The following is a 20,139-nucleotide window of genomic DNA, read 5'->3' on the forward strand; positions in this document are numbered from 1 at the left end:
CGGGCCCTCCTCGGCCTCACCCCTGCCCGTAGAGCACTTCGCGCAGGTCGATGCACACACTCGTCCCGTCCAGCCGCAGGTGGCGCGGGTTGAACCCCTCCGCGTGCACCGCCGCCAGCAGCTCGCCCGGCTCCAGCTCCGCCGGCACGGCGCACGCCGCCAGCCCGTTCGCATCGGTGACCACCCGGGCAACCAGCCCATCCTTCCGGTCGGTGACCACGATCTCCGCGCCCGCCACCGGCGGGTGCTCCCCGTGCGCGTCCGCGTCGTTATCGGCGACGGCGAAGCGCGCGCTCCGGCCGTCGTGCGTCACCTCTACCTCCACGCGCAGGTCGCGGAGGTAGATGCACGGCTCTGCGGTGATCGCCGCCATCCCGTCCCGCTGCGGAATGCGCGCCGGGTTCGCCCGCAGCTCAACGTTCTGCGTCGCCATGCCGTGGTCCGTCGTGATCACGAATAGCGTCGTCTCGAACAGGCCCCGCTCCTCCAGCGTCCGCAGGATGTGCCCGATCCGTCGGTCCGTCTCATCCAGCGCAGCCCGCGCGCCCTCATGGTGCGGCCCGTAGTCGTGCGCCGAGCTGTCCGGCTGTGCGAACTCGTGGTACACGAAGACCGGCGCCGGGTGACTCTCATCAAGAAAGAGCAGCCGCGCCTGCGCGAGCGCCCGGTTGTCAATCTGGCCCTGCAACCGGTGCCCCTCCTCCTCCAGCTCCTCGTACCAGCGCGGGTTAATCTCGTGCTCTGTCTCTTTTGTCAGCGCAATCAGCCGGCCCCGGTCGCCGACCAGCCGCCGCTCGAGCGACGCATGGTCCGCGCCGCGCGTGCACGGCTCGTTAATCGATGCCGTAAACGCCCCATCCCCAAGCACCCGCTTGAACGCTTCGAACAGCGTCTCCACCTCCGGATTGAGAAACCGCGCCGTCTCGAACTGCATCCCCTGCGGTGAAACCAGCTCCCGCGTCGCCCGCAGGTAGTAGGTCGGGTTCACGACGTCGTGGTGCCCGCTCCACGTCCCCGTGCCAATGGCGTTGTGGCTCGGCCACGTGATGCTCGGGAAGTTCGTGATGCTCCCGTACTGCAGCAGGCACCCCCGCACAATCAGCCGCCGCAAATTCGGGATCGCCTCGGGCTCCCGTTCGAGCCGGTAGAGCAGCTCCGTATGCGACTGCCCGTCCAGCAAGAGGATATAGACCCGTTCGGGCCGCCCCGTCGCCTCGTCCAGCACCTCCTCCAGCACTCTGCCGTCCTGCCGCTCCAGGTAAACGTCCGGCGGGCATCCCCGCTCACTCGACGTCCGCCCCGTGATGTCACGCCCGTCGATCAGCGGGAAGCCCATCAGCCGCGCGATCGTCGGCGCAATGTCCACCTGCTTCGCCGGCGCATCGACCACCGCCCCGCGCTTCACGCCCGGCCCGGAGATCACGAGCGGAGACCGCGATTGCACCACATCGAGCGCCCCGTGCTGACCCGGCTGCCGGCCGTAGGCGTAGCTCTTCGGGTTGACGATGAGGTCCGGCCCGTTCGGGCTGTCGAACAGCTGCGAGATCCGCTCGTACGCGTACGGGTAGGTCAGCCGCTCCGGCTCGATGTACGCCTGCTGCACGTCCGCCGGGTTCCCTGCCGCTGCCATCTCCTCGTCGTAGGTCGCGAGCGCCCGGTAGTCCTGTCGCTCCAGCGGGTTCTCGCCGACGACCTCGACCACCTCGTACACGTATCCGCCTTCCGGCGCGTACCGGCGTATCCAGCGCACCATCCCCCGCAGCGCCCACGCCTCATAGCTCCACGAACCGTCCCGCTCCTGCCGCGCAGTCGCCACGAAGTCGGTCCACGCCCGGCCGTCCTCGGTCGTCAGCAGCTTGTGGATCGCCAGGCTCCCAGACTCCTCCTGGTGCGGGTCGAGCCCCTGTCCGCCCGGCCGCTCCGGCCCGACCGCTGCTGCCGTCATCGTTGTCTGCATCGCCCGAACCCCCAGTCGCGTGCTGCGCGCATCGGCCACCATCGGCCCCGGCCGTGAATGTCGTGTTATCCGTTCAGCTGCCAGCCGACGAACGGCTCCTCCAGCTCCACCTCCATCGACGAGAGAAACCGCGCGGTCATCCCGTAGAACCCCGTCAGCAGATTTACCCCGACCACGGTCCCGGGCGCTACGAGCGCAGCCAGCCGGTCATGAACTTCCTGCCCCGGGTGCCCCGAGGCGTTCACCGCATCGACATACTCGAGAATCGCCCGCTCGACCTCGTTGAAGAGGTCGCTTGTCTTCCAGTGGTGGAGCGCCACGATCTTCGCATCGCTCAGGCCCGCCTGCCGCCCGATCCGGACGTGCTGGTGCCACTCGTACTGGCTGTGGTGGAGGATCGCCGTCCGCAGAATCACCAGCTCCCGCGTAGCCACATCCAGTCCGCAGTGGTTCCACAGCCCGTTCCCGAGCCGAAGGTAGGCGCGCCACACCTCCGGGTTGTTCGCCATCGTCCGGAAGATGTTCGGCACCTCCCGGCCGACCGCGTTCCGGTCCCACACGTACCGGAGCTCCTCCGGCAGCTCTTCCTTTGTCACAAACGGCAGTCGCGCCATCCGTTCCTCCGTACGGGCCGGTCCCCGGCCACGCGCGGAGTGTACCGGCTTCCCACGCCGCTATCAGCCCGCCCGCCGCAGCAGCAACAGGCTCGCCGCCGCCACCGCGCCTGCCCCCACCGCCGACCCGGCTCCGCCCAGTGTCCCGGTTGCGGCCCGCAGGCTAACCTCCAGGATGCACCACCCCAGCATGGCGCCCGAAGCCGCGGCCCCGGCCTTCCTCACGCGGCCTGCTCTGCGCCCTCCCGGGCCGTCCGTTCAATCATCGCCACGAACGCCTCGGCCAGCTCAGGGTCGAACTGCGTTCCCCTCCCGCGCAGGATCTCCTCGACGGCCATCTCGAGGGTCAACCCCTTCCGGTACGGCCGGTCGGTCGTCATCGCCGAATACGCATCGGCCAGGGTGAACAGCCGGGTCGCGAGCGGCACTTCCGTCCCCTTCAGCCGCCCCGGGTACCCCTCGCCGTCAAACCGCTCGTGGTGATGCCGCACGAGGTTCACCACCGAATCGAGGTCGGTCACCGCCGCCGTGATCGCGGCGCCCATCACCGGGTGCTCCTCCATCGCCCTGCGCTCCTCAAGCGTCAGCGGGCCCGGCTTCCGCAGGATTTCGTCCGGCACCACGATCTTCCCGAGGTCGTGAATCGGCCCCCCGATCGCCAGCGCCTGCATCGCCCCGTCGTCCAGTCCCAGTTCCGTGCCAAGCCGGATGGCGAGCTGGGTCGCGTGGTCGCTGTGGAACCGCGTGTACGAATCGCGCCGGTCGATCGCCTTCACCAGGTTCCGCAGCGCCTTGATGTTCCCTGCCTTCAGCAGCGCATCCTCCTGTGCGATCGCCCGTTCCATCGCTGCCGTCACCATCGCCGGCGAGACGGCCTTGTCGAGGTACATCGCATCCTCGGCCTCGGCGACCAGGTCGCGGGGCGACTGTCCCTCCCGCAGGCTCGCCACGCCCACCGAGATGCGCGTCGGCAGCGCAACCCGCGCGCCGTTCACCACCTCGATCTGCCCGATGGCCCGCCGCACCCGCTCCATCAGCCGCCGCGCACGCTCCTCCGTCCAGCCCGGCAGCACCACCACGAACTCGTCGCCGCCGAAGCGGGCGAACTGCGCCGGTGGCTCCACGTGCCGCTCCAGCGTCCGGACCACCCGCTGCAGCACCCGGTCGCCCTCCTCGTGCCCCACGAAGTCGTTCAGCAGCTTGAAGTTGTCGATGTCGAGGTACGCAACCGAAAGCTGCCCGCCCTCCTGCCGCGCCCGGAAGACCGCGTCCGCCAGGAACTCGTCGATGAACCGCCGGTTCGGGCAGCCCGTAAGCGCATCGGTATAGGCCAGCTGCCGGTACACCGCCGCCTGCTCCGCTGCAATCTGCCGCGCCCGGTTATCCGCCGCCTTGTTCAGCACATGCCAGAGAATCTCGGCGTCGAACGGCTTCCCCAGGAAGTCGTCGGCCCCTGCCTTCATTGACCGCACCGCCGTGTCGACGTCGACGAACCCGGTAATCGCCACAATCCCGGCCGCCGGCGCCCGCTTCCGCGCCTCCGCAATAACGTCCAGCCCCGACATGTCGGGCAGGCTGATGTCCGACGCAATCGCGTCGAACTGGCCGGCCGAAAGCTCCGCAATCGCCTCCGCGCCGGACCGCGCCAGCCGGATCTCCGCGAGGTGCTGCCCGAGGACGAGCTGCATGAGGCGCCCCAGCGCCGGGTCATCCTCCACCACGAGGACCCGCATCGGTCCCCGCGGCTCCCGCCAGTGCGTCGGTTCCACGCCTTGGTTGTCGGCTGATGCCCGGCGGGCATGAAGCGTTAACGCCGCGTTTCGGCCGAAGTTCCCGTCTTCGCCGGCTGCACCACCCAGATCTTGTTCGCCACCGGTGTCCCCAGCACGATGCGCCGCTCGCCCACCCGCACCGTGATCGTCCCGCGGTAGGGCGCCACCTCCTCGATAACAACCTTCACCCCAGGGCGAATCCCTTCCTCGTCGAAGAACCGGAGCAGCTGCTCATCCTCCTCGAAGACGCGGTCGATCTCCGCCTCCTGCCCCTCCTTCAGGTCGCCCAGCGTCACCATCGATAGCTTCTGCGGTGCCCCCGGCCCCGGGATCGGATAGCCGAACGGGCTCTTCTTCGGCCGCCCCAGCATCTCGTACAGGTTCCGCTCCGTGATGTCCGAGATCCCGTGCTCCAGCAGGTGCGCTTCCTCGTACGCCCGCCACCAGTCCACCTTCAGCACGTCGGTCAGCAGGCACTCCGCAAGGCGATGCCGCCGCACCATCTGCTCCGCCCTTCGGAAGCCCTCCGGCGTCAGGTGAATCACCTTCTTCGCATCGATGTGCACCAGCCCGTCCCGCATCAGCCGCTTCAGCATCCCCGCAACTGATGGCGGCGTAATCTCCAGCCGGTCCGCAAGCCGCACGGCGATGACGTCCTGGCCCTCGTCGTGGCTCATCCGGTAAATCGCCGTCAAATAGTCGTCGCTGGCAACATTCCTGACCTGTTTCGGCATGGCACGCCGATCATGGCATGCCGCCTGCTCCCGGGAAATTCCGCTGGCGCATCCCGGCCACACCCGCGAAACTCGCGGAGATGTCGCTCCGCTTCGCCATCCTCGGCCTCCTGACCGCCGGCGAACTCTCCGGCTACGAAATCACCCGCCGCTTCGAGCAGTCGGTCGGCTACTTCTGGCACGCCCGCGCCCAGCAGATCTACCCCGAGCTCGCCCGCCTCGAATCCGAAGGCCTCGTCGCCGGCCGCGCCGTCCAGCAGACCGGCAGGCCCGACAAACGCGTCTACACCGTCACCGCCCGCGGTCTCGCAGAGCTCGCCGATTGGGTGGTCACGCCGTCCCCGCTCACCCTCACCAAGGATGAGTTCCTCGTCAAAGTCTGGAGCTACGGCCTCGTCGAGCCGGAGCGCGCCATCGAGGCCCTCACCGCGCACCGCCGCCAGCAGGAGGAGCGCCTGGCCGCCTACCGCGCCATCGAAGCCGCGTTCGAAGGCGCCGACCCCGTGACCGTGCCGCCGGCCTTCCTCGGGCCATACCTCACCCTCCGCGCCGGCATCCAGTTCATCGAGGCGTTCCTCGCCTGGGCCGTCGAGGCCGAGCGCATCCTCCGCGCCCGCACAGAATCCCCGCCGGCACCGTGATCCCCGGCCGTCCTCCCTGTCGCCGCTAGGCGGCCCGCCGGCTCGCGGCCCGCTCGATAACGTCCAGCCGGATGACGCCCTCGGCCGCCGGGCTGCCGCCGAGGTACGCCGCCACACACGGCGGGACACCGCCGTGTGCCGTCCAGCACCGCTCGCAGTGGGCTGCGCGTGTCGCTGCCGTAAAGGGACAGGCCTTCTCCATCCTGGTCATGCTCGTGTCCTCCCGGTTTCTACCACAGGTATCGGCTGCGACGGCCCGGTTGATAAGAGGTAACGCCCGTCCACCTGCACCTGGGTTTCGAAGCTTCGCTCCCACCAAATTTACTCGCCGGTAATTGCCGCTCTTCCAGCGCGCTCGGGCAGGGTGTAGGCTATCGCGAACATAGACGCCGGCCCCAGGAGACCCCCATGGCAGCCAATCCCGCCACCGAATCCAGCCTCGACCTGTCCTGGCTCGACCTCTACGAGGACGCCACCTCCGCCGAGCCCGGCAAGAAGGGCCTCACCCTCAAGGAGATCAACCTCGGCCGCTACGCCGATACCGCCCGCGGTGCCGGCGACATGACCTACCGGATGCGCGGCGCAATTCCCCGTCCCGGCGCCCAGCGCTTCGGCCCCAACTACCAGTCCAAGGCCGATGTCTGGGCCGAAAACTGCCTCATGCTCTACGAGGAGGCCACCCAGCGCCAGTGGAGCTCCGCCCGCGACATCCCCTGGGATACCCTTGAGCCCCTCCCCGACGAGCTCGAGCGGGCCATGTGCCAGCTCGCCACCATGCTCACCGAGGTCGAGTTCATCGCCGGCGACGTCCCCGGCCAGTGGATGCCCTTCGTCTCCGCCCAGGACTTCGAAGCCGGCCTCTTCCTCATGACCCAGATCATGGACGAGGCCCGCCACACCGACGTCTTCCGCAAGCGCGCGCTTGCCAACGGCGGCGGCCTCCTTGCCCAGGGTGCCGGCCTCGGTCTCCGCACCCTCATCGAAGCCCGCGACTTCACCGAAATGTCGGTCCTCATGCACGTCCAGGCTGAAGGTTTCGTCCAGTCGATGTTCCGCATGGGCGAACTCATCGGCCAGACTGAGGCCGATAAGCGCATCTTCCGCATGAGCGCCCAGGACGAGTCCCGCCACCTCGCCTTCGGTGTCATGCACCTCAAGTACGTGCTCGATACGGAGCCCGAGCGCCGCGAAGAAATCCACCACTACCTCGACAAGGCCGAGGGCGACGCCGCCGGCGGCGGCTCCGGCGACGTCACCTTCCCGCCCGTCTTCGAAGCCCTCTGCATCCTTCTCGGCGGCGGCGTCGATAAGTTCGACGAAGGTCTCCAGAAGTTCCTCCTCCTCCGCAAACGGCAGATCAACGAGTACGTCCACCGCCTCACCGTCGCCGGCCTCGGCGACCGCCGCCAGCGTCTCGGCCCCCTGATGGCCCAGTTCCTCGACCCGGCCTGACGCCGGCCCACCGCCTGACGACCGCGGCGGGGCGAACTGCCCCGCCTGTCCAACCCCGCCCGGAGGTACCCCCATGTCGACAGGAGAAGCTCTCGCCCGCGCCGCCCAGGCCGCCCAGGTTGAAATCCCCCAGGAGGCCCGCGACCGCGCCCGTGAACTCGGCTGGGAAGACGGCCTCATCGAACTCGCCCTCGCCAAAGGCCACAGCCTCCAGGTCATCTGGCAGGCCCTCCGCGGCGGCGTCGATGGCAAGCGCGCCAAAGAGTTCCTCCAGGGCGGCCAGGCCGCCATCCCCCGCGACCTCTCCTGGATGCACGTCCCCACTGAGTGGGGCATCCGCGCCCGTCCGAAAGACCCCGCCATGGGCCTCACCATCGCCGACCTCATGATCGGCACCTACGGCGATGTCCCCGACGTCTGGACCAACCGCTCGGAAATCGCCCGCGGCTCCTACCCCAATCCCGTCGTCGAAGACATGGGGTACACCATCTTCGAAAAGGCGCTCGTCTGGGCCGACTGCTGCATCCCGCTCTACGAAGAGGCCATCCGCGACCGCTGGGTCTCGGCCACCGACCTCAACTGGAACAGCCTCGAGCCGCTCCCGCACGACATCGAGCGCGCCGTCTGCCAGTTCATGACCGAACACTCCGAGCGGGCCTACGTCGCCGGCGCGCTCTGGTCCGGCTGGCTCCCCGAAATCTCCTACGGCTTCCTCGAACTGAAGCTCTTCCTCTCCACCGTCATCTACGACCTCGCCCGCCACAGCGAGGCCTTCCGCAAGCGCGCCCTTGCCAACGGCGGCGGCCTCGGCCTGCAGGCGCCCACCGACTTCTCCCGGGTCGCCCGCGAAGCTCGCTCCTTCCCCGAGCTTGCTGCCATCCTCTTCGTCCAGGACAGCATGCTCTACACCCTCTTCTCCCACGGCGACGAGTTCGCCCAGAACCAGCTCGAGCGCGACCTCTACCGCCTCGTCGCCCGCGACCGCAAGCGGATGCTCGACTACCACATCGAGCGCCTGAAGCACATGCTCTTCAAACTCCCCGACCGCCGCGACGAGCAGAACCTCTACTTCAACAAGGCCGAATCCCGCATGGGCAAAGAGTGGCTCGACCCTGCCGTCAGCGAACCCCTCGCGATCCTCCTCGGCGGCGGCGTCGACAACATCGCGCGCGGCCGCGAGAAGCTGCGGGAGCTCCGCAAAGCCCAGGTCGACAACTACCTCGAGCACCTGCGCCAGGCCACCTTCATCCGCAAGCACATCAACGGCCGGCTGGAGCAGGCCGCCCAGGCCTGAACCGCACCGCCGGACACGATCCGGGGCTCCCCGCAGGGGAGCCCCGGCCGCGCGGAGCGGACGCGCTCCGCACACAGGCGCGTCAGCGGACGCCGAACGCCGCCCGCAGCCGTGCCCAGCGACCCGTCGCCACCCGGGCTGGCGCCCGCCGGTCTGCTGCGGAGCCGCCGCCCTTCAGGGCCTCCGCGTGTTCGAACCGCCGCCGCAGCCACTCCGGCTCCGGCACCCCGGTCGCGAACAGCCGCCCGTCGTGCGTCGCCGCGAGCCCATGCTCACGCGGCTGGAATGGATACTGGAACATCACGTCACCATCCTTTCGCATCTGCCGATGCCTGCCGGCGCCGATCGCCGCCCGCGCGTCCTGGCCGCCACCGGAGCCGGAGGCTGCGCTCCTCCCTGCGGATCGCAGCCAGCGCGACCCGGTGGGTGAATCCGGGCTGACGGGTAAGCCTCTCGCCGAGCGGCTTCCCGGTCACCCATGCCGTTTCTTCCACTGATTTGCCAAGTATTGGATGCAACACCGTGCCCCTCCTGCCCGCTGAACTGGGCAGCATTGTCCGATGCAGACCACTGCACCGTGAGCTGGTCTACATCCTGGTGGAGCAAAAACTGGTGCGGACCCGGCCGCTTTGGAGAAGAAAGAAAAGCGCCGTACCGCTGGCGGTACGGCGCTCTGCCGTGGTGCCGTTGCGGTTCGTTTAGCCTGGCAATGTGCCCGGGAGTGCGTCATGACGCGGCGCAGTCGAAATCGTCTTGCTGGTCATCATCGTCTCCTTCGGCGTCATGTCGCCTTCTGCTAACTGGTAACGACCTTACCCCGAAAAGGTTACCCCGGCAAGGCCAATTCCTGTGAAATCGGCTGGACCACACCGAGCTGCCCGGCTCCCCCCGCTCCGGTTCCGCCGGGACGAACTGGCGTACACTCGTGCCCATGGTCGTCCGGCCCGCCCTCGGCGCTGCCCTCATCCTGGCAGCAGCGTTCCTGCCCGGCGCATATCGCCTGCCCGCGCCAGCCGCCGCCGGCCCGGGAGAGGCGCCGCCCTTCGCTGCCGGCCTCCGCTACATCGGCCGCGACCCCCTCACCGGCCTTCCCGACCGCGTCGATGACCGCTTCATCGCCGCGGCCGAGCGCGCCATCGAACGCTACGGCAGGGACGCGGGCGAGCCGGTTCCGCCCCCGCCGCCGGGCGCAGTCGATGTGGCCGCCCTCGCCATCCCGGCTATCGGCATCGACGGAGCGCCCATCCGCCGCTTCGGCCTCGATGCCTACGGCCGGCTCGATGTCCCGCAGGACACCGTGACCGTCGGCTGGAACCCCGCCTACACCAGTCTGCCCGGCACCGGAGGCAGCACCTTTTTCGCCGCGCACTTCGAATACCGCGGGCGACCCGGGGTCTTCGCCCGCCTTGCTGCGCTCCGCCACGGCGACCGCGTCGAGGTGACCCTCACCGACGGCTCGGTCCACACCTATCGCGTCGTCTCCGTCGTCGACTATGCCCTGGCCGCCATCGACATGGGCGCTATCCTCCGCGGCCTCGAGGGCCGGGAAAGCGTGGTCCTCATGACCTGCAGCGGCCCCGCGAACGAAGGCGAGTACGCCTTCCGCACCGTCGTGCTCGCCGAACGGGCCGACTGACCGCGCCCGCTACCCCGCCAGCCGCCGTCCTTTCCATTCAGCCCGCCCGCCCCGCCACGCCGCCAGCGACCGCACCGCCGCAAACGCCCCTGCAGCGGCGACCAGCGGTCCCTCGGCCGCCAGCCGAAGCGGCAGCCCGAATTTCCGCGCGACGGCCAGCCAGGTCGCCGCCCCAAGGACGAGTTCGGCCCCACCGGCCGCCGCGGCGCGCCGCCGCCCGGCAGCGGCGCCGATTACCAGCGCGAGCGCCGGCCACGTGAACGCCCGCAGCAGCCAGGCCCAGGCCAGCACGTAGGGCACGGTCCGCCCGCCCATCGCCGGGAACAGGTTCTTCTCCAGCCCCGCCAGAGCCTCGCTCCGGCCCCGGTACATCCGGCACGCGCTCACCTCGCGGCCCGACGCAACCCGCCACCGCAGGCCCGCGCGCGTTGCCAGCCGGGCGAACGCCACATCCTCTGCCGCCGCACTCCGGACCGCAGCGTGGCCGCCCAGCCGGCCGTACGCCTCCCGCCGGAAGGCAAGCACCTGCCCGACGGCGCCCGCCGCGAATGCCAGCCCGAACCGCTGCGCTCCGGCCGGCGAGAGGTGCGTCATCAGCGCCCACGGGATCAGCGGCACCGTCCACCGCTCCCACGCGCCGCCGAGCTCCTGCCGCGGCACCACCGAAAGCAGGTCCAGCCGCTCCCGCTCCATCGCCGCAGCCACGGCAGCGACCATCCCCGGCGCGTGCCACGTGTCCGCGTCCGCGAACACCAGCAGCTCCGCATCGGCCGCGGCCTCCGCCAGCTGCGCGCAGGCCCACGGTTTCCCCAGCCACCCGTCGGGCAGTGGGCTCCCGCGAAGCACGGTCAGCCGTCCGTCCTCCTGCTGGAGCCGCGCGAGAATGTCCGCCGTTCTGTCGGTCGAACCGTCGTCGAGAACGATCACCCGCAGCGCCTCCCACTCCTGCGCCAGCAGCGAACGCACGCACCGCCCGATTCCCCGCTCCTCGTTCCGGGCCGGCACCAGGACCGCGACGGCCGGCCTCCACGCAGCCGGGCGTGCGCCCCCGTCCAGCACCGGCGTGCGCCGCAGGTTCCAGGCCGTGTTCGCACCTACCGCCGCCAGGTAGATGAGCACACCGCGGTCGTTGCGGAGCGCCCGCGTCACTGCTCCGGAGGTGCGCCCGGCCAGCCGGCGGATCATCGCTCCCGCACGGGCGGCCAGCCGAACCGCGCCCGGTACGCCCACGCCAGCGAGGCCGTCGTCAGAAGCCACGCCGCGAACGACTCCGCCCGCCGTTGCGGCCGGTTGAGGAGCGCCGCAACCAGCAGCGCCGGCGCGCCCGCCGCCACTGCCCACCCTTCCCGCAGGTGCAGCACCCCGTGCCCGAGCGCCAGCGCGGCCCCGAACGCCAGCGCAGACCACGGCCCGCCGAGCGCCGTCCAGGCCCCGAATGTGGCGGCCAGCCCCTTCCCGCCCCGCCCGCCCAGTAGCGGGCTCGTCCGGTGCCCGAGCACGGGCGCCACCGCCGCAGCGACCAGCTCCGGGCCGCGCGTCCCCCGCCGCAGCGCGAGCGCCACCGGAGCCGCCCCCTTCGCCCAGTCGGCCACGGCAGCGGCCGCACCGGCCAGACGTCCTCCTCCCTTCCAGGCGTTGGCCGCGCCCGGGTTCCCATCGCCCACCGCCCGGATATCCGCGCCGCGCAGCCGCGCCGCCCATGCCGCGAACGGCAGCGCCCCGAGCGCGTACCCCGCCAGCGCCCATCCTCCCCTCATGCCGGTCCCGCCTCCGCGGCCCGTCTCCGGATCGCCGCGGCGATCGTCCGCGCCCGCTCACGGCCTTCGGGCGCCAGCAGCAGCGTCAGCCCGACCGCGACCAGGCCGTTCGTGACCAGGAAGAACACGAACTCTTCAACCGGCAGCCCGCCCGGCAGAAAGACCTCCGTCGACGTCCGCTCAGCGATGTGCCAGATGCCGTCGTTGATGGCAATCGTATCGGCCGCCGCCAGGTACAGCGTCGGGACGCCGAACCCCGGCACCACCACCCGCCACCAGCGAACCAGGATGTCCGCGCCGAACCCGAGCTGCAGCGCCAGCGGCGGGGCAGCCCACGCGAGGATCAGCCCGAGATACCGCATCGACTCCGGCCCCGCAATCGCCAGTAAGCCGCCCAGCGCAACCGCCAGCAGGGCTGCCGCCCCAGCCGTGCGGAGGGCCGTGCCGCCCCCTCCGCTGCCAGCGTTCGGCTGGACGCGCAGCAGCAGCCCCACCCACAGGCCGGTCATTACCGTCTGCAGGACGAAGAAACAGTACTCCTCGAGGGGCACCCACCCCAGCCGGATCCCCCACGTGCGCTCCTCTGGATACGTCCATGTCTCCGAGGCCACGAGGTAGTTGTCCCACGGTGTCGTGTACAGCACCGCGACTGTGGCGAGCAGCGCGATGCCGCCCGCGAGCGCCCGCCGCGGCACCGGCGCCGGCCAGCGGAGGTGTGCCGCGAGCAGCGCCGCGATCGGCGGCAGCAGGAACAGCCCGAGAAACGCGCCGTAGCTCATCGCCGCCGCACCTTCAGCCGCCCGCCCCGCGGCTCCAGCGTCGCCCCCATCGCCCCCCGCAGCGGCCGCCGCGTGACCGCCACGTCCACCAGCTGGAGAATCCGCGCCAGCACCAGCCGCCCCTCGAGGTTCGCGAACCCCGCGCCGATGCAGTTCCGCGGCCCGCCGCCGAACGGCGCATACGTGAACGGCCCCGGCGCGCCGCCGTTTAGCCACCGTCCCGGGTCGAAGACGTCCGCCCGAGCCCAAATCGCCGGGTCGCGCTGAACCAGCAGGTACGAGAGCATCACCCGCTGCCCCGCCGGCAGCCGGTGGCCGTCCAGCTCGACCTCTTGCACCGTGCGCCGCCCGCCGACGTGAATCGGCGGCCACAGCCGCAGCGCCTCCTTGAGCACGGCGTCGATGACCGGCAGCCCGTCGCCCCTGAGCGCCGCGAGCCCCTCCCCGGCCGGCGCCGCCCGCGCTTCGCGCGCCGCCCGCGCCAGCCATTCCGGGTGCCGCGCCAGCAGATGGAGCGCCCACGAAAGCTGCGCCGTGCTCGTATCGTGCCCCGCAATCAGCATCGTCAGGGCGTGGTCCCGCACCCGCTCGGTATCGAATTCCGCCAGCAGCAGGTCGAGGAGCGTCGCGCCGGGCTCGCCGTGCTCCGCACGCCACGCCATCACCCGCCGGACGTGCTCCTCCAGCAGGGCGGCCCTTCGCGGCGGCGGCCCGGCCCGCCCCCGCAGCACCCACAGCCCCGGGCCGATGTAGCGCAGCGCCGCGTGGAGCCCGGGGAGCGTCGCCTCCAGCTCCTCCTGCCCGAGCCGGTAGCCGAAGAACACCTGCTCGAACACCCGCCACGCAATCCGCCGCATCGCCTCAACCGGCTCGATGAAGCCCTCCGCCGGCCACCGCCCCACCTCTTCATCAACAATCGCCACGATCGCCGAGGCCTGCTCCCGCAGCCGAGCCGGTTCGAACGCCGGCGCCATCGCCTGCCGGGCCCGGTCGTGCTCCTCGCCGTCCGTCACGAGGATGCTCCGCCGGAACAGCCGCGCCACCGGGTCGCCCTCCGGCCGCCACGAGAACGCCTCGCGTCGTTCGACCAGCGCCTCCCGCAGTCCGCCCGGGGAGGCCACCACCACCGGCCGGAACCGCCCGAAGCCCAGTTCGAACACGGGCCCCAGCCCGGCCCGCGCCACCTCCAGCGCTTCGTACAGCCCCGCCGTTCCGTGACGCAGCGTCCAGAGGGCGCGGAGGCCGTCCCGCGGCGAAAGCTGGTCGGTCCGCGGGAGGGTGCGCCCCGGGGGCTGCGTCCCTGCCATGCCGTTCAGCGTGGAGCCCTCCCGGGCCGCGCGCAACCGCCCGTCACCACCCCTCCTCCTCCGCGATGATCCGTTCCACCACCTTCGCCGAGGAGAGTACCCCCGGCACCCCGGCGCCCGGGTGGGTCCCGGCGCCGACAAAGTACAGGTTGTCGATATCCTCCGACCGGTTGTGCGGGCGGAACCACGCCGACTGCCAGAGCGTCGGCTGCACGCTGAACCCCGTACCGAGGTAGGTATTCAGGTTGTCCCGGAAGTGCCGCGGGTCGACCGTGTGCTCCGCAACGATGTGGCTCCGCAGCCCCGGCAGGTACTCCCGCTCGAGGAACTCGAGGATCAGCTCACGGTACTTCGGCGCCATCCGCTCCCAGTCAGTGGGAGAACCGAGGTGCGGCACCGGCGAAAGCGCGTAGAACGCCTCGTGCCCCGGCGGCGCTCCGCTCGGGTCCGTCATCGTCGGCACGTGCACGTACAGCGAGAAGTCCCGCGGAAGCCCCTTCGCCCGGAAGATGTCCCGGATCAGCCCCTTGTACCGCTCGCTCAGGATGATGTTGTGGTGCACCAGCGGCGTATCGCGGTAGAGCCGGTCCGTCCCGAAATACACCACGAAGAGCGACATGCTGTACGCCGTCAGCTTCCGGTAGCGCAGGTCCGAATTCCGCCAGCTCCGGTGCTCCGGGTCGATGAGCGACAGGTACGCCTGCGGAACGTCCCCGTTGCAGATCACGCGGTCCGCCTCCAGCACGTCGCCGTTCGCGAGCTCCACGCCCGTTGCCCGCCGCCCCCGCACGCGGATGCGCGTCACCTCGCTCCCCAGCCGCACCTCGCCGCCGAGCTCCTTGAACAGCCGGACGAGCGCATCGACCAGCGCGCCGGTCCCTCCCTGCGCATACCACACGCCCCACTCGCGCTCGAGGTGGTGAATCATCGCGTAAATCGACGATGCGACGAACGGGTTCCCGCCGATCAGCAGCGGGTGGAACGTAAAGCACCGCCGCAGGAACGGGTCCCGGATGTACTGCGAAACAAACCCGTAGACCGACCGGTACGACTGCAGGCGCAGCAGGTCCGGCGCCACCTTGAGCATGTCGGTCACGTGCAGGAACGGCGCAGCCGCCAGCTCCACAAACCCTTTCTGGAAAATCGCGCGGCTCGCCTCAAGAAACCGCCGGTACCCCTCGATGTCTGCCGGATTCCACCGCTCTATCTGCCGGGCCACATCGTCGAAGTTCCCGTTGTACTCGAACCATCGGCCGCGGGCGTCGAAAATCCGGTAGAACGGGTCGACCGGCAGCAGCGTCGCGCAGTCCTCGAACCTCCGTCCTGCCAGCTCGAACAGCTCCTCGAAGAGGAACGGCGCCGTAATCACCGTCGGCCCGCCGTCGAAGCGGAACCCGTCCACCTCGACGGGAGCGGCCCGCCCGCCCGCCTTCGGCTGCTTCTCCACCAGCGTGACGGCGTCGCCCCGCGCGGCCATCCGGACCGCGGCCGCCAGCCCGCCGAACCCGCTGCCGATCACCACCGTGCGCTTCACGCTTCTGCTCCCTTCGGCGGCTTCGCCCGGTACGCCCGCCACGCGACGAGCGGCAGCAGGGCCGCGCGCCGCCACCCGGGCACGCTCGGCCGGGCCGTGAACACGTCGTAGTCGCGCCGCTCGACCTCGTCGAGAATCCGCGAGTACAGCTCCAGCGCTGCCGTCACCGCCAGCCGCCCGTCACGGTGGAGCAGTCCCACGCCCGGCCGCGCCACGGCGTACAGCCGGCGGGCCCGCGCAACCTGGAACCGCATCAGCGCCCGCCAGCGGTCGTCCACCCGGCCGGCCCCGATCTGCTCCTCGGTCACCCCGAACCGCTCGAGCTCCTCCCGCGGGAGGTACACCCGCCCGTTCCGCCAGTCCTCGGCCACGTCGCGGAGGATGTTCGTCAACTGCATCGCGACGCCCAGCCGGATGGCGTAGAGAGACGGGTCGCCCGACCAGCCGATGATCCGCATCGACATCAGGCCGACGGTCGACGCCACGCCGTAGCAGTACCGGGCCAGCTCATCAAAGGTGTCGTACCCCCGGTGGCCGAGGTCGTCGGCCAGCGCATCGACGAGCTGCTTTGCAAAGTGCGCCGGGATCCCGAACGCCGCCCGCGTGGCTGCCCACGCCTGCAGCACCGGGTCATCGCCGGCCGGGGCTTCCCCCGTCCCGGCGCGTCCCCACTCCCGGAGCCGGAGCTCCCGGTCCTCGCCGGGCTCGTCGACGATGTCGTCGGCAACGCGGCAGTAGGCGTAGAGCGCCCGGACCGCCCGCCGCTTCTCGACCGGCAGCAGCCGTGTGGCCGTGTAGAACGTTTGGCTGTGCTCCTTCGTCACCGCCGCGCACCGCGCGAACGCGGCGTCCAGCGCTCCGACGTCGGCCGGCCCGTCCGCTGCCGGCGGCGTGCCGCTGCCCTCACCATGCGCCATCGCGAGGAGCGCGCGCTCCCACGCCTCGGTCGCTCCTGCTGGAGGGCTCGCCGGCTTCACCCGTCCTACGCTACCGCCGCCGGACGCCCCCCGCCAGTAAGCGGCTCAACCAGCCGGCGGCGCTGCTCCCCCGGCTCGCTTGCAGGCGGAGGCTCAGCAATGCCAGTGTCGAACGAGCCCGTTCTGGCCGGCCGAACAGGCAAGCTCGAACGAGGCCAGCTGCACCGCCACCATCGTCACTGCCAGCGCCACTACCAGGAGCGTCGCCCAGGCCAGCCCCAGCCCGTTAATCCATCGCCCGGCGGCAAACCCCGCAATCGCCCCGAGGAGCAGGAGGCCGCCGTGGAGCGCCAGGTACACCTGGTCACGGACCGCCGCATCGCGGTCGCTCTGCACCTCGCTCACCCCCAGGGTTGCGCGCAGCGCGGCCAGGTACCCCGCCGTCAGCAGCAGGAAGAGCAGGAGGGCGAGCCATGCCCGCCCTCCCGAATGTCGCGGTTCCCGCTCCATCGTCGTCACTGCCGCATTTCACCGGCCCGGGCCCCGCGGGACAAGTGCCGCGCCCGCCACCCGTTCGCCGGCCGGCGCGCTTATCCGCCGAGCTTCGAACGGAGCAGCTCGATGCACTCGTCGACCGTCGCCACCCGCCAGCCGGCCCAGACCTCGCCTTTCTGCCAGGCCAGGTACCGCTCCCGCGCTGCAGCGCGCGCCGCCTTGATCTCCTCTTCCGAGGGCTCGTGCCCGAGCTGCTTCGCGATCCCCTCCGGCGACGTGTCGCCGATGACATCGCGCGTCAGGTGCAGCTGCTCGTTGGCCAGCTTCGGCCGCTCGATGAAGTGGGCGATCTCCCGGTGATTCTTGTCATAAAAGATGAACACCGGGATCGACTCGAACTCGCCGTCCTTCAGGTACTCGGCCATCATGTCCTTGTTCTGGTCGCGTTCGAAGAACCGCAGCTCGGCGCCCATCGCCTCCGCCATCCGCTGCGCGACCCCCGTGCCCCGGTACACATCCGGGCACCAGTCCTCGCCGATCACCACGATGTGGTGCGGCCCGTCCGGGCGCGCCGCCAGCTCCTTCAGCGCAGCTTCCTGCTCCGGCGTCAGCTTCGTGTTCTCGTAATTCTCGAGAAACAGCTCCCGGTTCCGGATGCCGGAGTCCAGGTACTCCTGGAACGTCTTTCCCCGCTTGAATCGCTCGAGCGTAATGACCGATTCCTTTGCCTGCGTCATCGCCTGCCTCCCGTAGGTTGCTGGTTGCAACACACCAGCCTACGCGGCCGGCCCCCGCTTCACAACGCCCCGCCGCCGGCCTTCGCCTCCTCCCATAGCCGGTCGAGCGCCTCCAGGTCGAGCTCCCGAAGGTCCAGGCCGCGCGCCGCCGCCAGCCGTTCGACCGCGCCGAACCGCTCCCGGAACTTCTCGTTGGCGCCCCGCAGCGCCTGCTCCGCGTTCACGCCAAGCCGGTCGGCGATATTCACGAGCGTGAAGAGGATGTCGCCGAATTCCTCTTCGCGGGCTGCGCCGTCGGCTGCCCGGGCCAGCTCCCCTATCTCCTCACGCAGCTTCTCCAGCGGCCCGTCGATGTCCGGCCAGTCGAACCCTACCCGCCGCGCCCGCCCCTGGATCGCCTGGGATGCCGCCAGCGCCGCCAGTGTCCGGGGCACCCCGTCGAGGATCGACGCGCGCGGCTTCTCCGCCTGCTTCAGCGCCTCCCAGTTCCGGTACACCTCCTCCGCGGTGCGCGCTTCTCCCTCACCGAAAACATGCGGGTGCCGCCGCACCAGCTTCCGCGTGATCTGTTCGAACACGTCGCCGAGCACGAACTCCCCTTCCCGCTCCGCCACGGCCGCGTGCATCAGCACCTGCAGCAGCAGGTCGCCCAGCTCCTCCTCCAGCGCCGCCGGGTCGCCCCGGTCGATCGCTTCCAGCGCCTCGTACGCCTCCTCGAGCAGGTGCGGCCGGAGCGTCGCGTGGGTCTGCTCCCGGTCCCACGGGCACCCATCGGGCGCATGCAGCCGCCGCACGACGTACTCCAGCCCGTCGAAGCGCCGCACATCGTCCACAGGCTCCAGCGGCGGCACGAACACCGCGTCGAGGTAGCCGAACGGCCGGTGGTCCAGCTCCGCCAGCGGCAGCTCCTCCACGCGCGCTGCCTCCGTTCCCAGCCGCGAACAGACCCGCACCCGGTGGTCCGCGGGGTACCACTCCAGCAGGCGCAGCTTCAGCTCCGACGCGATATCACGGCTGTACACCTGCCCGATGAGCGCCGGCCGCCACGTGTCCACCCGCACTGCGTGGGCATCGCACACCTGCAGGTCGGCGCCGTCGATTCCCAGCGCCGGCAGCGCGGCATCCACAAAGCTCACCCCCGGGTACACCCGCACCCCCAGCCCGCGCTCCGCCGCCAGCGCGAGCACCGCCTGCACGCTCCGCTCGGCAACGAGCGGATGTCCCGGCACGGCGAACACCACCGGCTCCCCCTCCGCCGCCGCAACCACCCGCCCCGCGACCGCGGCGTACACGTCCTCGAACCGCCCTCCCGTCGCGTACAGGTCGTCGCAATCCATCACGCGCCCCGCGAACGTCAGGGCCGCGACGGTCGGGTGGTGCCGGGTCCGCAGGATGACCGGCAGCCCCGACCCCAGCAGCCGGTCCGCATCACGCGTGAGCAGCCCGGCGTCGCCCGGCCCCAGCCCGACGATGTGAACCCGGACCTCGCCCCCCTGCGTCATTCGACCCGCTCGACGTTTCCACTTTCGAGGCTCCGGTGCAACGCCACCAGCAGGCGAGTCACCAGCACGCCATCGTCAAAGCTCGCGCCCGGGGGCCCGCCCGCCTCCGCTGCCCGGAGAAATGCCGTGAGCCGCTGTGGAGCCCACTGGAGCGTCGCAGGGAACCGATACCGGTCGGTGGCCACCGAAAGCCCTTGCCGTCCGCCGTCAGCTTCGACTGCCCCCCGGGTTCCCACCACCCGCACTGCGAGGTCGCTCGAGGTCGGCCAGCTCTCCGGCAAAATCCAGCACGCCTCGAAGACGCCGTCTGCCCCGTCGGCGTACCGGACGATGGCATGGACCCAGTCGTAGGTCTCGATGCCGTGGCCCGCCAGCTCGCCTCGTCCTCCCAGCGCGTACACGCTGATGGCTCGCTTGCGGCCCATCCAGAGCGCCAGGTCGAACAGGTGTGACATCAGATACCACGCCGGCGTCGTCCCACCGCTCCAGTGCAACCGTTCCCGTGGCGACGTCACCGGTTGATTCAAGCGCGCGTTGAACAGCCGAACGTCGCCCAGTTCGCCGCCCGCGACCGCCCGCGCGGCTTCCGCCATCGGCGGGTTCCAGCGCTGCATCCAGTTCACTTCTGCGTGCAAACCGGACGTTCTCACCGTCGCCGCCATCGACTCAGCATCCTCGACGGTCGTCGCGAGCGGCTTCTCGACCAGCACCGGCACTCCCAGCGCGACCAGCTCCTCGACAGGAGCCCGGTGCACCGCATCCGGCGTCGCCACGTAGGCCGCGTCCGGCCGGGTCTGCCGTACCGCGCCCGCGATGTCGCCGAACGCGCGCGTTCCGGTCGCATTTGCGAGTTCAAGCGCCCGCGCCCCGTCGATGTCCACAACACCAGCCAGCCCAACCCCAGGCACTCGGCCATCGGCCAGCATCCTCGCCCACGCCGTGCCCATGGTCCCGGCGCCGATGACCAGCACGCGCTTCCCGTTCGTCATCCCCGGGAGCATAACACGGCTG

The 20,139-nt window shown here is 70.6% G+C and carries 21 protein-coding genes; 4 read left to right on the forward strand and 17 right to left on the reverse strand.

Going from position 1 to position 20,139, the window contains the following annotated elements:
* Nucleotides 1-16 precede the first annotated feature (16 nt).
* From Tbon_RS10745 to Tbon_RS10760, 5 genes are all read right to left on the reverse strand, one after another.
* Nucleotides 17-1,957, reverse strand: a complete 1,941-nt coding sequence (locus tag Tbon_RS10745; RefSeq protein WP_158067703.1) for an alkaline phosphatase family protein — start codon at nt 1,955-1,957, stop codon at nt 17-19.
* Nucleotides 1,958-2,022: 65 nt separating this feature from the next.
* A complete protein-coding gene (locus Tbon_RS10750; protein ID WP_158067704.1) occupies nt 2,023-2,571 on the reverse strand; it encodes a carboxymuconolactone decarboxylase family protein in 549 nt (182 codons plus the stop codon).
* A gap of 63 nt (nt 2,572-2,634) precedes the next feature.
* On the reverse strand, nt 2,635-2,796 hold the full coding sequence (locus tag Tbon_RS13945) for a hypothetical protein (RefSeq protein ID WP_192497926.1): 162 nt from the start codon (nt 2,794-2,796) through the stop codon (nt 2,635-2,637).
* Nucleotides 2,793-4,340, reverse strand: coding sequence for a bifunctional diguanylate cyclase/phosphohydrolase (locus Tbon_RS10755; protein WP_158067705.1), 1,548 nt, complete (start codon nt 4,338-4,340; stop codon nt 2,793-2,795). The genes Tbon_RS13945 and Tbon_RS10755 overlap by 4 nt, the downstream gene beginning before the upstream one ends.
* 38 nt (nt 4,341-4,378) lie before the next feature.
* The gene (locus tag Tbon_RS10760) at nt 4,379-5,077 is read right to left on the reverse strand and encodes a metal-dependent transcriptional regulator (RefSeq protein ID WP_158067706.1); all 699 of its coding nucleotides are present in this window, start codon (nt 5,075-5,077) and stop codon (nt 4,379-4,381) included.
* Between the two features lie 80 nt (nt 5,078-5,157).
* Between Tbon_RS10760 and Tbon_RS10765 the strand changes: the two genes are divergently transcribed.
* Complete coding sequence (locus tag Tbon_RS10765) at nt 5,158-5,718, forward strand: PadR family transcriptional regulator (RefSeq protein ID WP_192497927.1); 561 nt, start codon at nt 5,158-5,160, stop codon at nt 5,716-5,718.
* Between the two features lie 25 nt (nt 5,719-5,743).
* Here the strand turns inward: Tbon_RS10765 and Tbon_RS10770 are convergent, their stop codons facing one another.
* Entirely contained in the window at nt 5,744-5,929 is a 186-nt protein-coding gene (locus tag Tbon_RS10770) for a hypothetical protein (RefSeq protein ID WP_158067708.1), read from the reverse strand.
* A gap of 197 nt (nt 5,930-6,126) precedes the next feature.
* Here Tbon_RS10770 and Tbon_RS10775 point away from each other — a divergent pair, with 197 nt between their 5' ends.
* Nucleotides 6,127-7,170 carry a ferritin family protein gene (locus Tbon_RS10775; RefSeq protein ID WP_158067709.1) on the forward strand — a complete coding sequence of 348 codons (1,044 nt, stop codon included), beginning with the start codon at nt 6,127-6,129 and terminating at the stop codon, nt 7,168-7,170.
* A gap of 73 nt (nt 7,171-7,243) precedes the next feature.
* Entirely contained in the window at nt 7,244-8,464 is a 1,221-nt protein-coding gene (locus Tbon_RS10780) for a hypothetical protein (RefSeq protein ID WP_158067710.1), read from the forward strand.
* Nucleotides 8,465-8,546: 82 nt separating this feature from the next.
* Here Tbon_RS10780 and Tbon_RS10785 read toward each other — a convergent pair whose 3' ends face one another.
* Nucleotides 8,547-8,765: a hypothetical protein gene (locus Tbon_RS10785; RefSeq protein ID WP_158067711.1), complete on the reverse strand. Its 219-nt coding sequence runs from the start codon at nt 8,763-8,765 to the stop codon at nt 8,547-8,549.
* A 630-nt stretch (nt 8,766-9,395) separates the two neighbouring features.
* Here Tbon_RS10785 and Tbon_RS10790 point away from each other — a divergent pair.
* The gene (locus tag Tbon_RS10790) at nt 9,396-10,100 is read left to right on the forward strand and encodes a class F sortase (RefSeq protein WP_158067712.1); all 705 of its coding nucleotides are present in this window, start codon (nt 9,396-9,398) and stop codon (nt 10,098-10,100) included.
* A 9-nt stretch (nt 10,101-10,109) separates the two neighbouring features.
* Here the strand turns inward: Tbon_RS10790 and Tbon_RS10795 are convergent, their stop codons facing one another.
* From Tbon_RS10795 to Tbon_RS10835, 10 genes are all read right to left on the reverse strand, one after another.
* Complete coding sequence (locus Tbon_RS10795) at nt 10,110-11,357, reverse strand: glycosyltransferase (RefSeq protein WP_192497928.1); 1,248 nt, start codon at nt 11,355-11,357, stop codon at nt 10,110-10,112.
* Nucleotides 11,282-11,857 (reverse strand): glycerol-3-phosphate acyltransferase, encoded by a 576-nt coding sequence (locus Tbon_RS10800; protein ID WP_158067714.1) that lies wholly within the window; start codon nt 11,855-11,857, stop codon nt 11,282-11,284. The genes Tbon_RS10795 and Tbon_RS10800 overlap by 76 nt, the downstream gene beginning before the upstream one ends.
* Nucleotides 11,854-12,636 carry a lycopene cyclase domain-containing protein gene (locus Tbon_RS13950; RefSeq protein ID WP_192497929.1) on the reverse strand — a complete coding sequence of 261 codons (783 nt, stop codon included), beginning with the start codon at nt 12,634-12,636 and terminating at the stop codon, nt 11,854-11,856. The genes Tbon_RS10800 and Tbon_RS13950 overlap by 4 nt, the downstream gene beginning before the upstream one ends.
* Nucleotides 12,633-13,943, reverse strand: coding sequence for a cytochrome P450 (locus Tbon_RS14415; protein WP_192497930.1), 1,311 nt, complete (start codon nt 13,941-13,943; stop codon nt 12,633-12,635). The genes Tbon_RS13950 and Tbon_RS14415 overlap by 4 nt, the downstream gene beginning before the upstream one ends.
* 43 nt (nt 13,944-13,986) lie before the next feature.
* Nucleotides 13,987-15,477, reverse strand: a complete 1,491-nt coding sequence (locus Tbon_RS10810) for a phytoene desaturase (protein ID WP_158067716.1) — start codon at nt 15,475-15,477, stop codon at nt 13,987-13,989.
* Entirely contained in the window at nt 15,474-16,454 is a 981-nt protein-coding gene (locus Tbon_RS10815) for a phytoene/squalene synthase family protein (protein WP_158067717.1), read from the reverse strand. Before Tbon_RS10815 ends, Tbon_RS10810 begins: the two co-directional genes overlap by 4 nt.
* Before the next feature lie 93 nt (nt 16,455-16,547).
* Nucleotides 16,548-16,913 carry a hypothetical protein gene (locus Tbon_RS10820; RefSeq protein WP_158067718.1) on the reverse strand — a complete coding sequence of 122 codons (366 nt, stop codon included), beginning with the start codon at nt 16,911-16,913 and terminating at the stop codon, nt 16,548-16,550.
* Between the two features lie 71 nt (nt 16,914-16,984).
* On the reverse strand, nt 16,985-17,626 hold the full coding sequence (locus Tbon_RS10825; protein WP_158067719.1) for a thioredoxin family protein: 642 nt from the start codon (nt 17,624-17,626) through the stop codon (nt 16,985-16,987).
* 59 nt (nt 17,627-17,685) lie between these two features.
* Complete coding sequence (gene mazG / locus Tbon_RS10830; protein WP_158067720.1) at nt 17,686-19,128, reverse strand: nucleoside triphosphate pyrophosphohydrolase; 1,443 nt, start codon at nt 19,126-19,128, stop codon at nt 17,686-17,688.
* Nucleotides 19,125-20,117 (reverse strand): Gfo/Idh/MocA family protein, encoded by a 993-nt coding sequence (locus Tbon_RS10835; RefSeq protein ID WP_192497931.1) that lies wholly within the window; start codon nt 20,115-20,117, stop codon nt 19,125-19,127. The genes mazG and Tbon_RS10835 overlap by 4 nt, the downstream gene beginning before the upstream one ends.
* Nucleotides 20,118-20,139: the final 22 nt, after the last annotated feature.

Origin of the sequence: Tepidiforma bonchosmolovskayae, from assembly GCF_008838325.1 — a bacterium.
Taxonomy (GTDB): domain Bacteria; phylum Chloroflexota; class Dehalococcoidia; order Tepidiformales; family Tepidiformaceae; genus Tepidiforma; species Tepidiforma bonchosmolovskayae.

Bases quoted from the DNA above. Each gene is read 5' to 3' on its own strand.
- Tbon_RS10745 (WP_158067703.1), bottom strand. From the start codon at position 1,957: ATGCAGACAACGATGACGGCAGCAGCGGTCGGGCCGGAGCGGCCGGGC.
- Tbon_RS10750 (WP_158067704.1), bottom strand. From the start codon at position 2,571: ATGGCGCGACTGCCGTTTGTGACAAAGGAAGAGCTGCCGGAGGAGCTC.
- Tbon_RS10825 (WP_158067719.1), bottom strand. From the start codon at position 17,626: ATGACGCAGGCAAAGGAATCGGTCATTACGCTCGAGCGATTCAAGCGG.
- Tbon_RS10775 (WP_158067709.1), top strand. From the start codon at position 6,127: ATGGCAGCCAATCCCGCCACCGAATCCAGCCTCGACCTGTCCTGGCTC.
- Tbon_RS10780 (WP_158067710.1), top strand. From the start codon at position 7,244: ATGTCGACAGGAGAAGCTCTCGCCCGCGCCGCCCAGGCCGCCCAGGTT.
- Tbon_RS10800 (WP_158067714.1), bottom strand. From the start codon at position 11,857: ATGAGGGGAGGATGGGCGCTGGCGGGGTACGCGCTCGGGGCGCTGCCG.
- Tbon_RS10790 (WP_158067712.1), top strand. From the start codon at position 9,396: ATGGTCGTCCGGCCCGCCCTCGGCGCTGCCCTCATCCTGGCAGCAGCG.
- Tbon_RS10770 (WP_158067708.1), bottom strand. From the start codon at position 5,929: ATGACCAGGATGGAGAAGGCCTGTCCCTTTACGGCAGCGACACGCGCA.
- Tbon_RS10760 (WP_158067706.1), bottom strand. From the start codon at position 5,077: ATGCCGAAACAGGTCAGGAATGTTGCCAGCGACGACTATTTGACGGCG.
- Tbon_RS10765 (WP_192497927.1), top strand. From the start codon at position 5,158: ATGTCGCTCCGCTTCGCCATCCTCGGCCTCCTGACCGCCGGCGAACTC.
- Tbon_RS10785 (WP_158067711.1), bottom strand. From the start codon at position 8,765: ATGTTCCAGTATCCATTCCAGCCGCGTGAGCATGGGCTCGCGGCGACG.
- mazG (WP_158067720.1), bottom strand. From the start codon at position 19,128: ATGACGCAGGGGGGCGAGGTCCGGGTTCACATCGTCGGGCTGGGGCCG.
- Tbon_RS14415 (WP_192497930.1), bottom strand. From the start codon at position 13,943: ATGGCAGGGACGCAGCCCCCGGGGCGCACCCTCCCGCGGACCGACCAG.
- Tbon_RS10835 (WP_192497931.1), bottom strand. From the start codon at position 20,117: ATGACGAACGGGAAGCGCGTGCTGGTCATCGGCGCCGGGACCATGGGC.
- Tbon_RS13950 (WP_192497929.1), bottom strand. From the start codon at position 12,636: ATGAGCTACGGCGCGTTTCTCGGGCTGTTCCTGCTGCCGCCGATCGCG.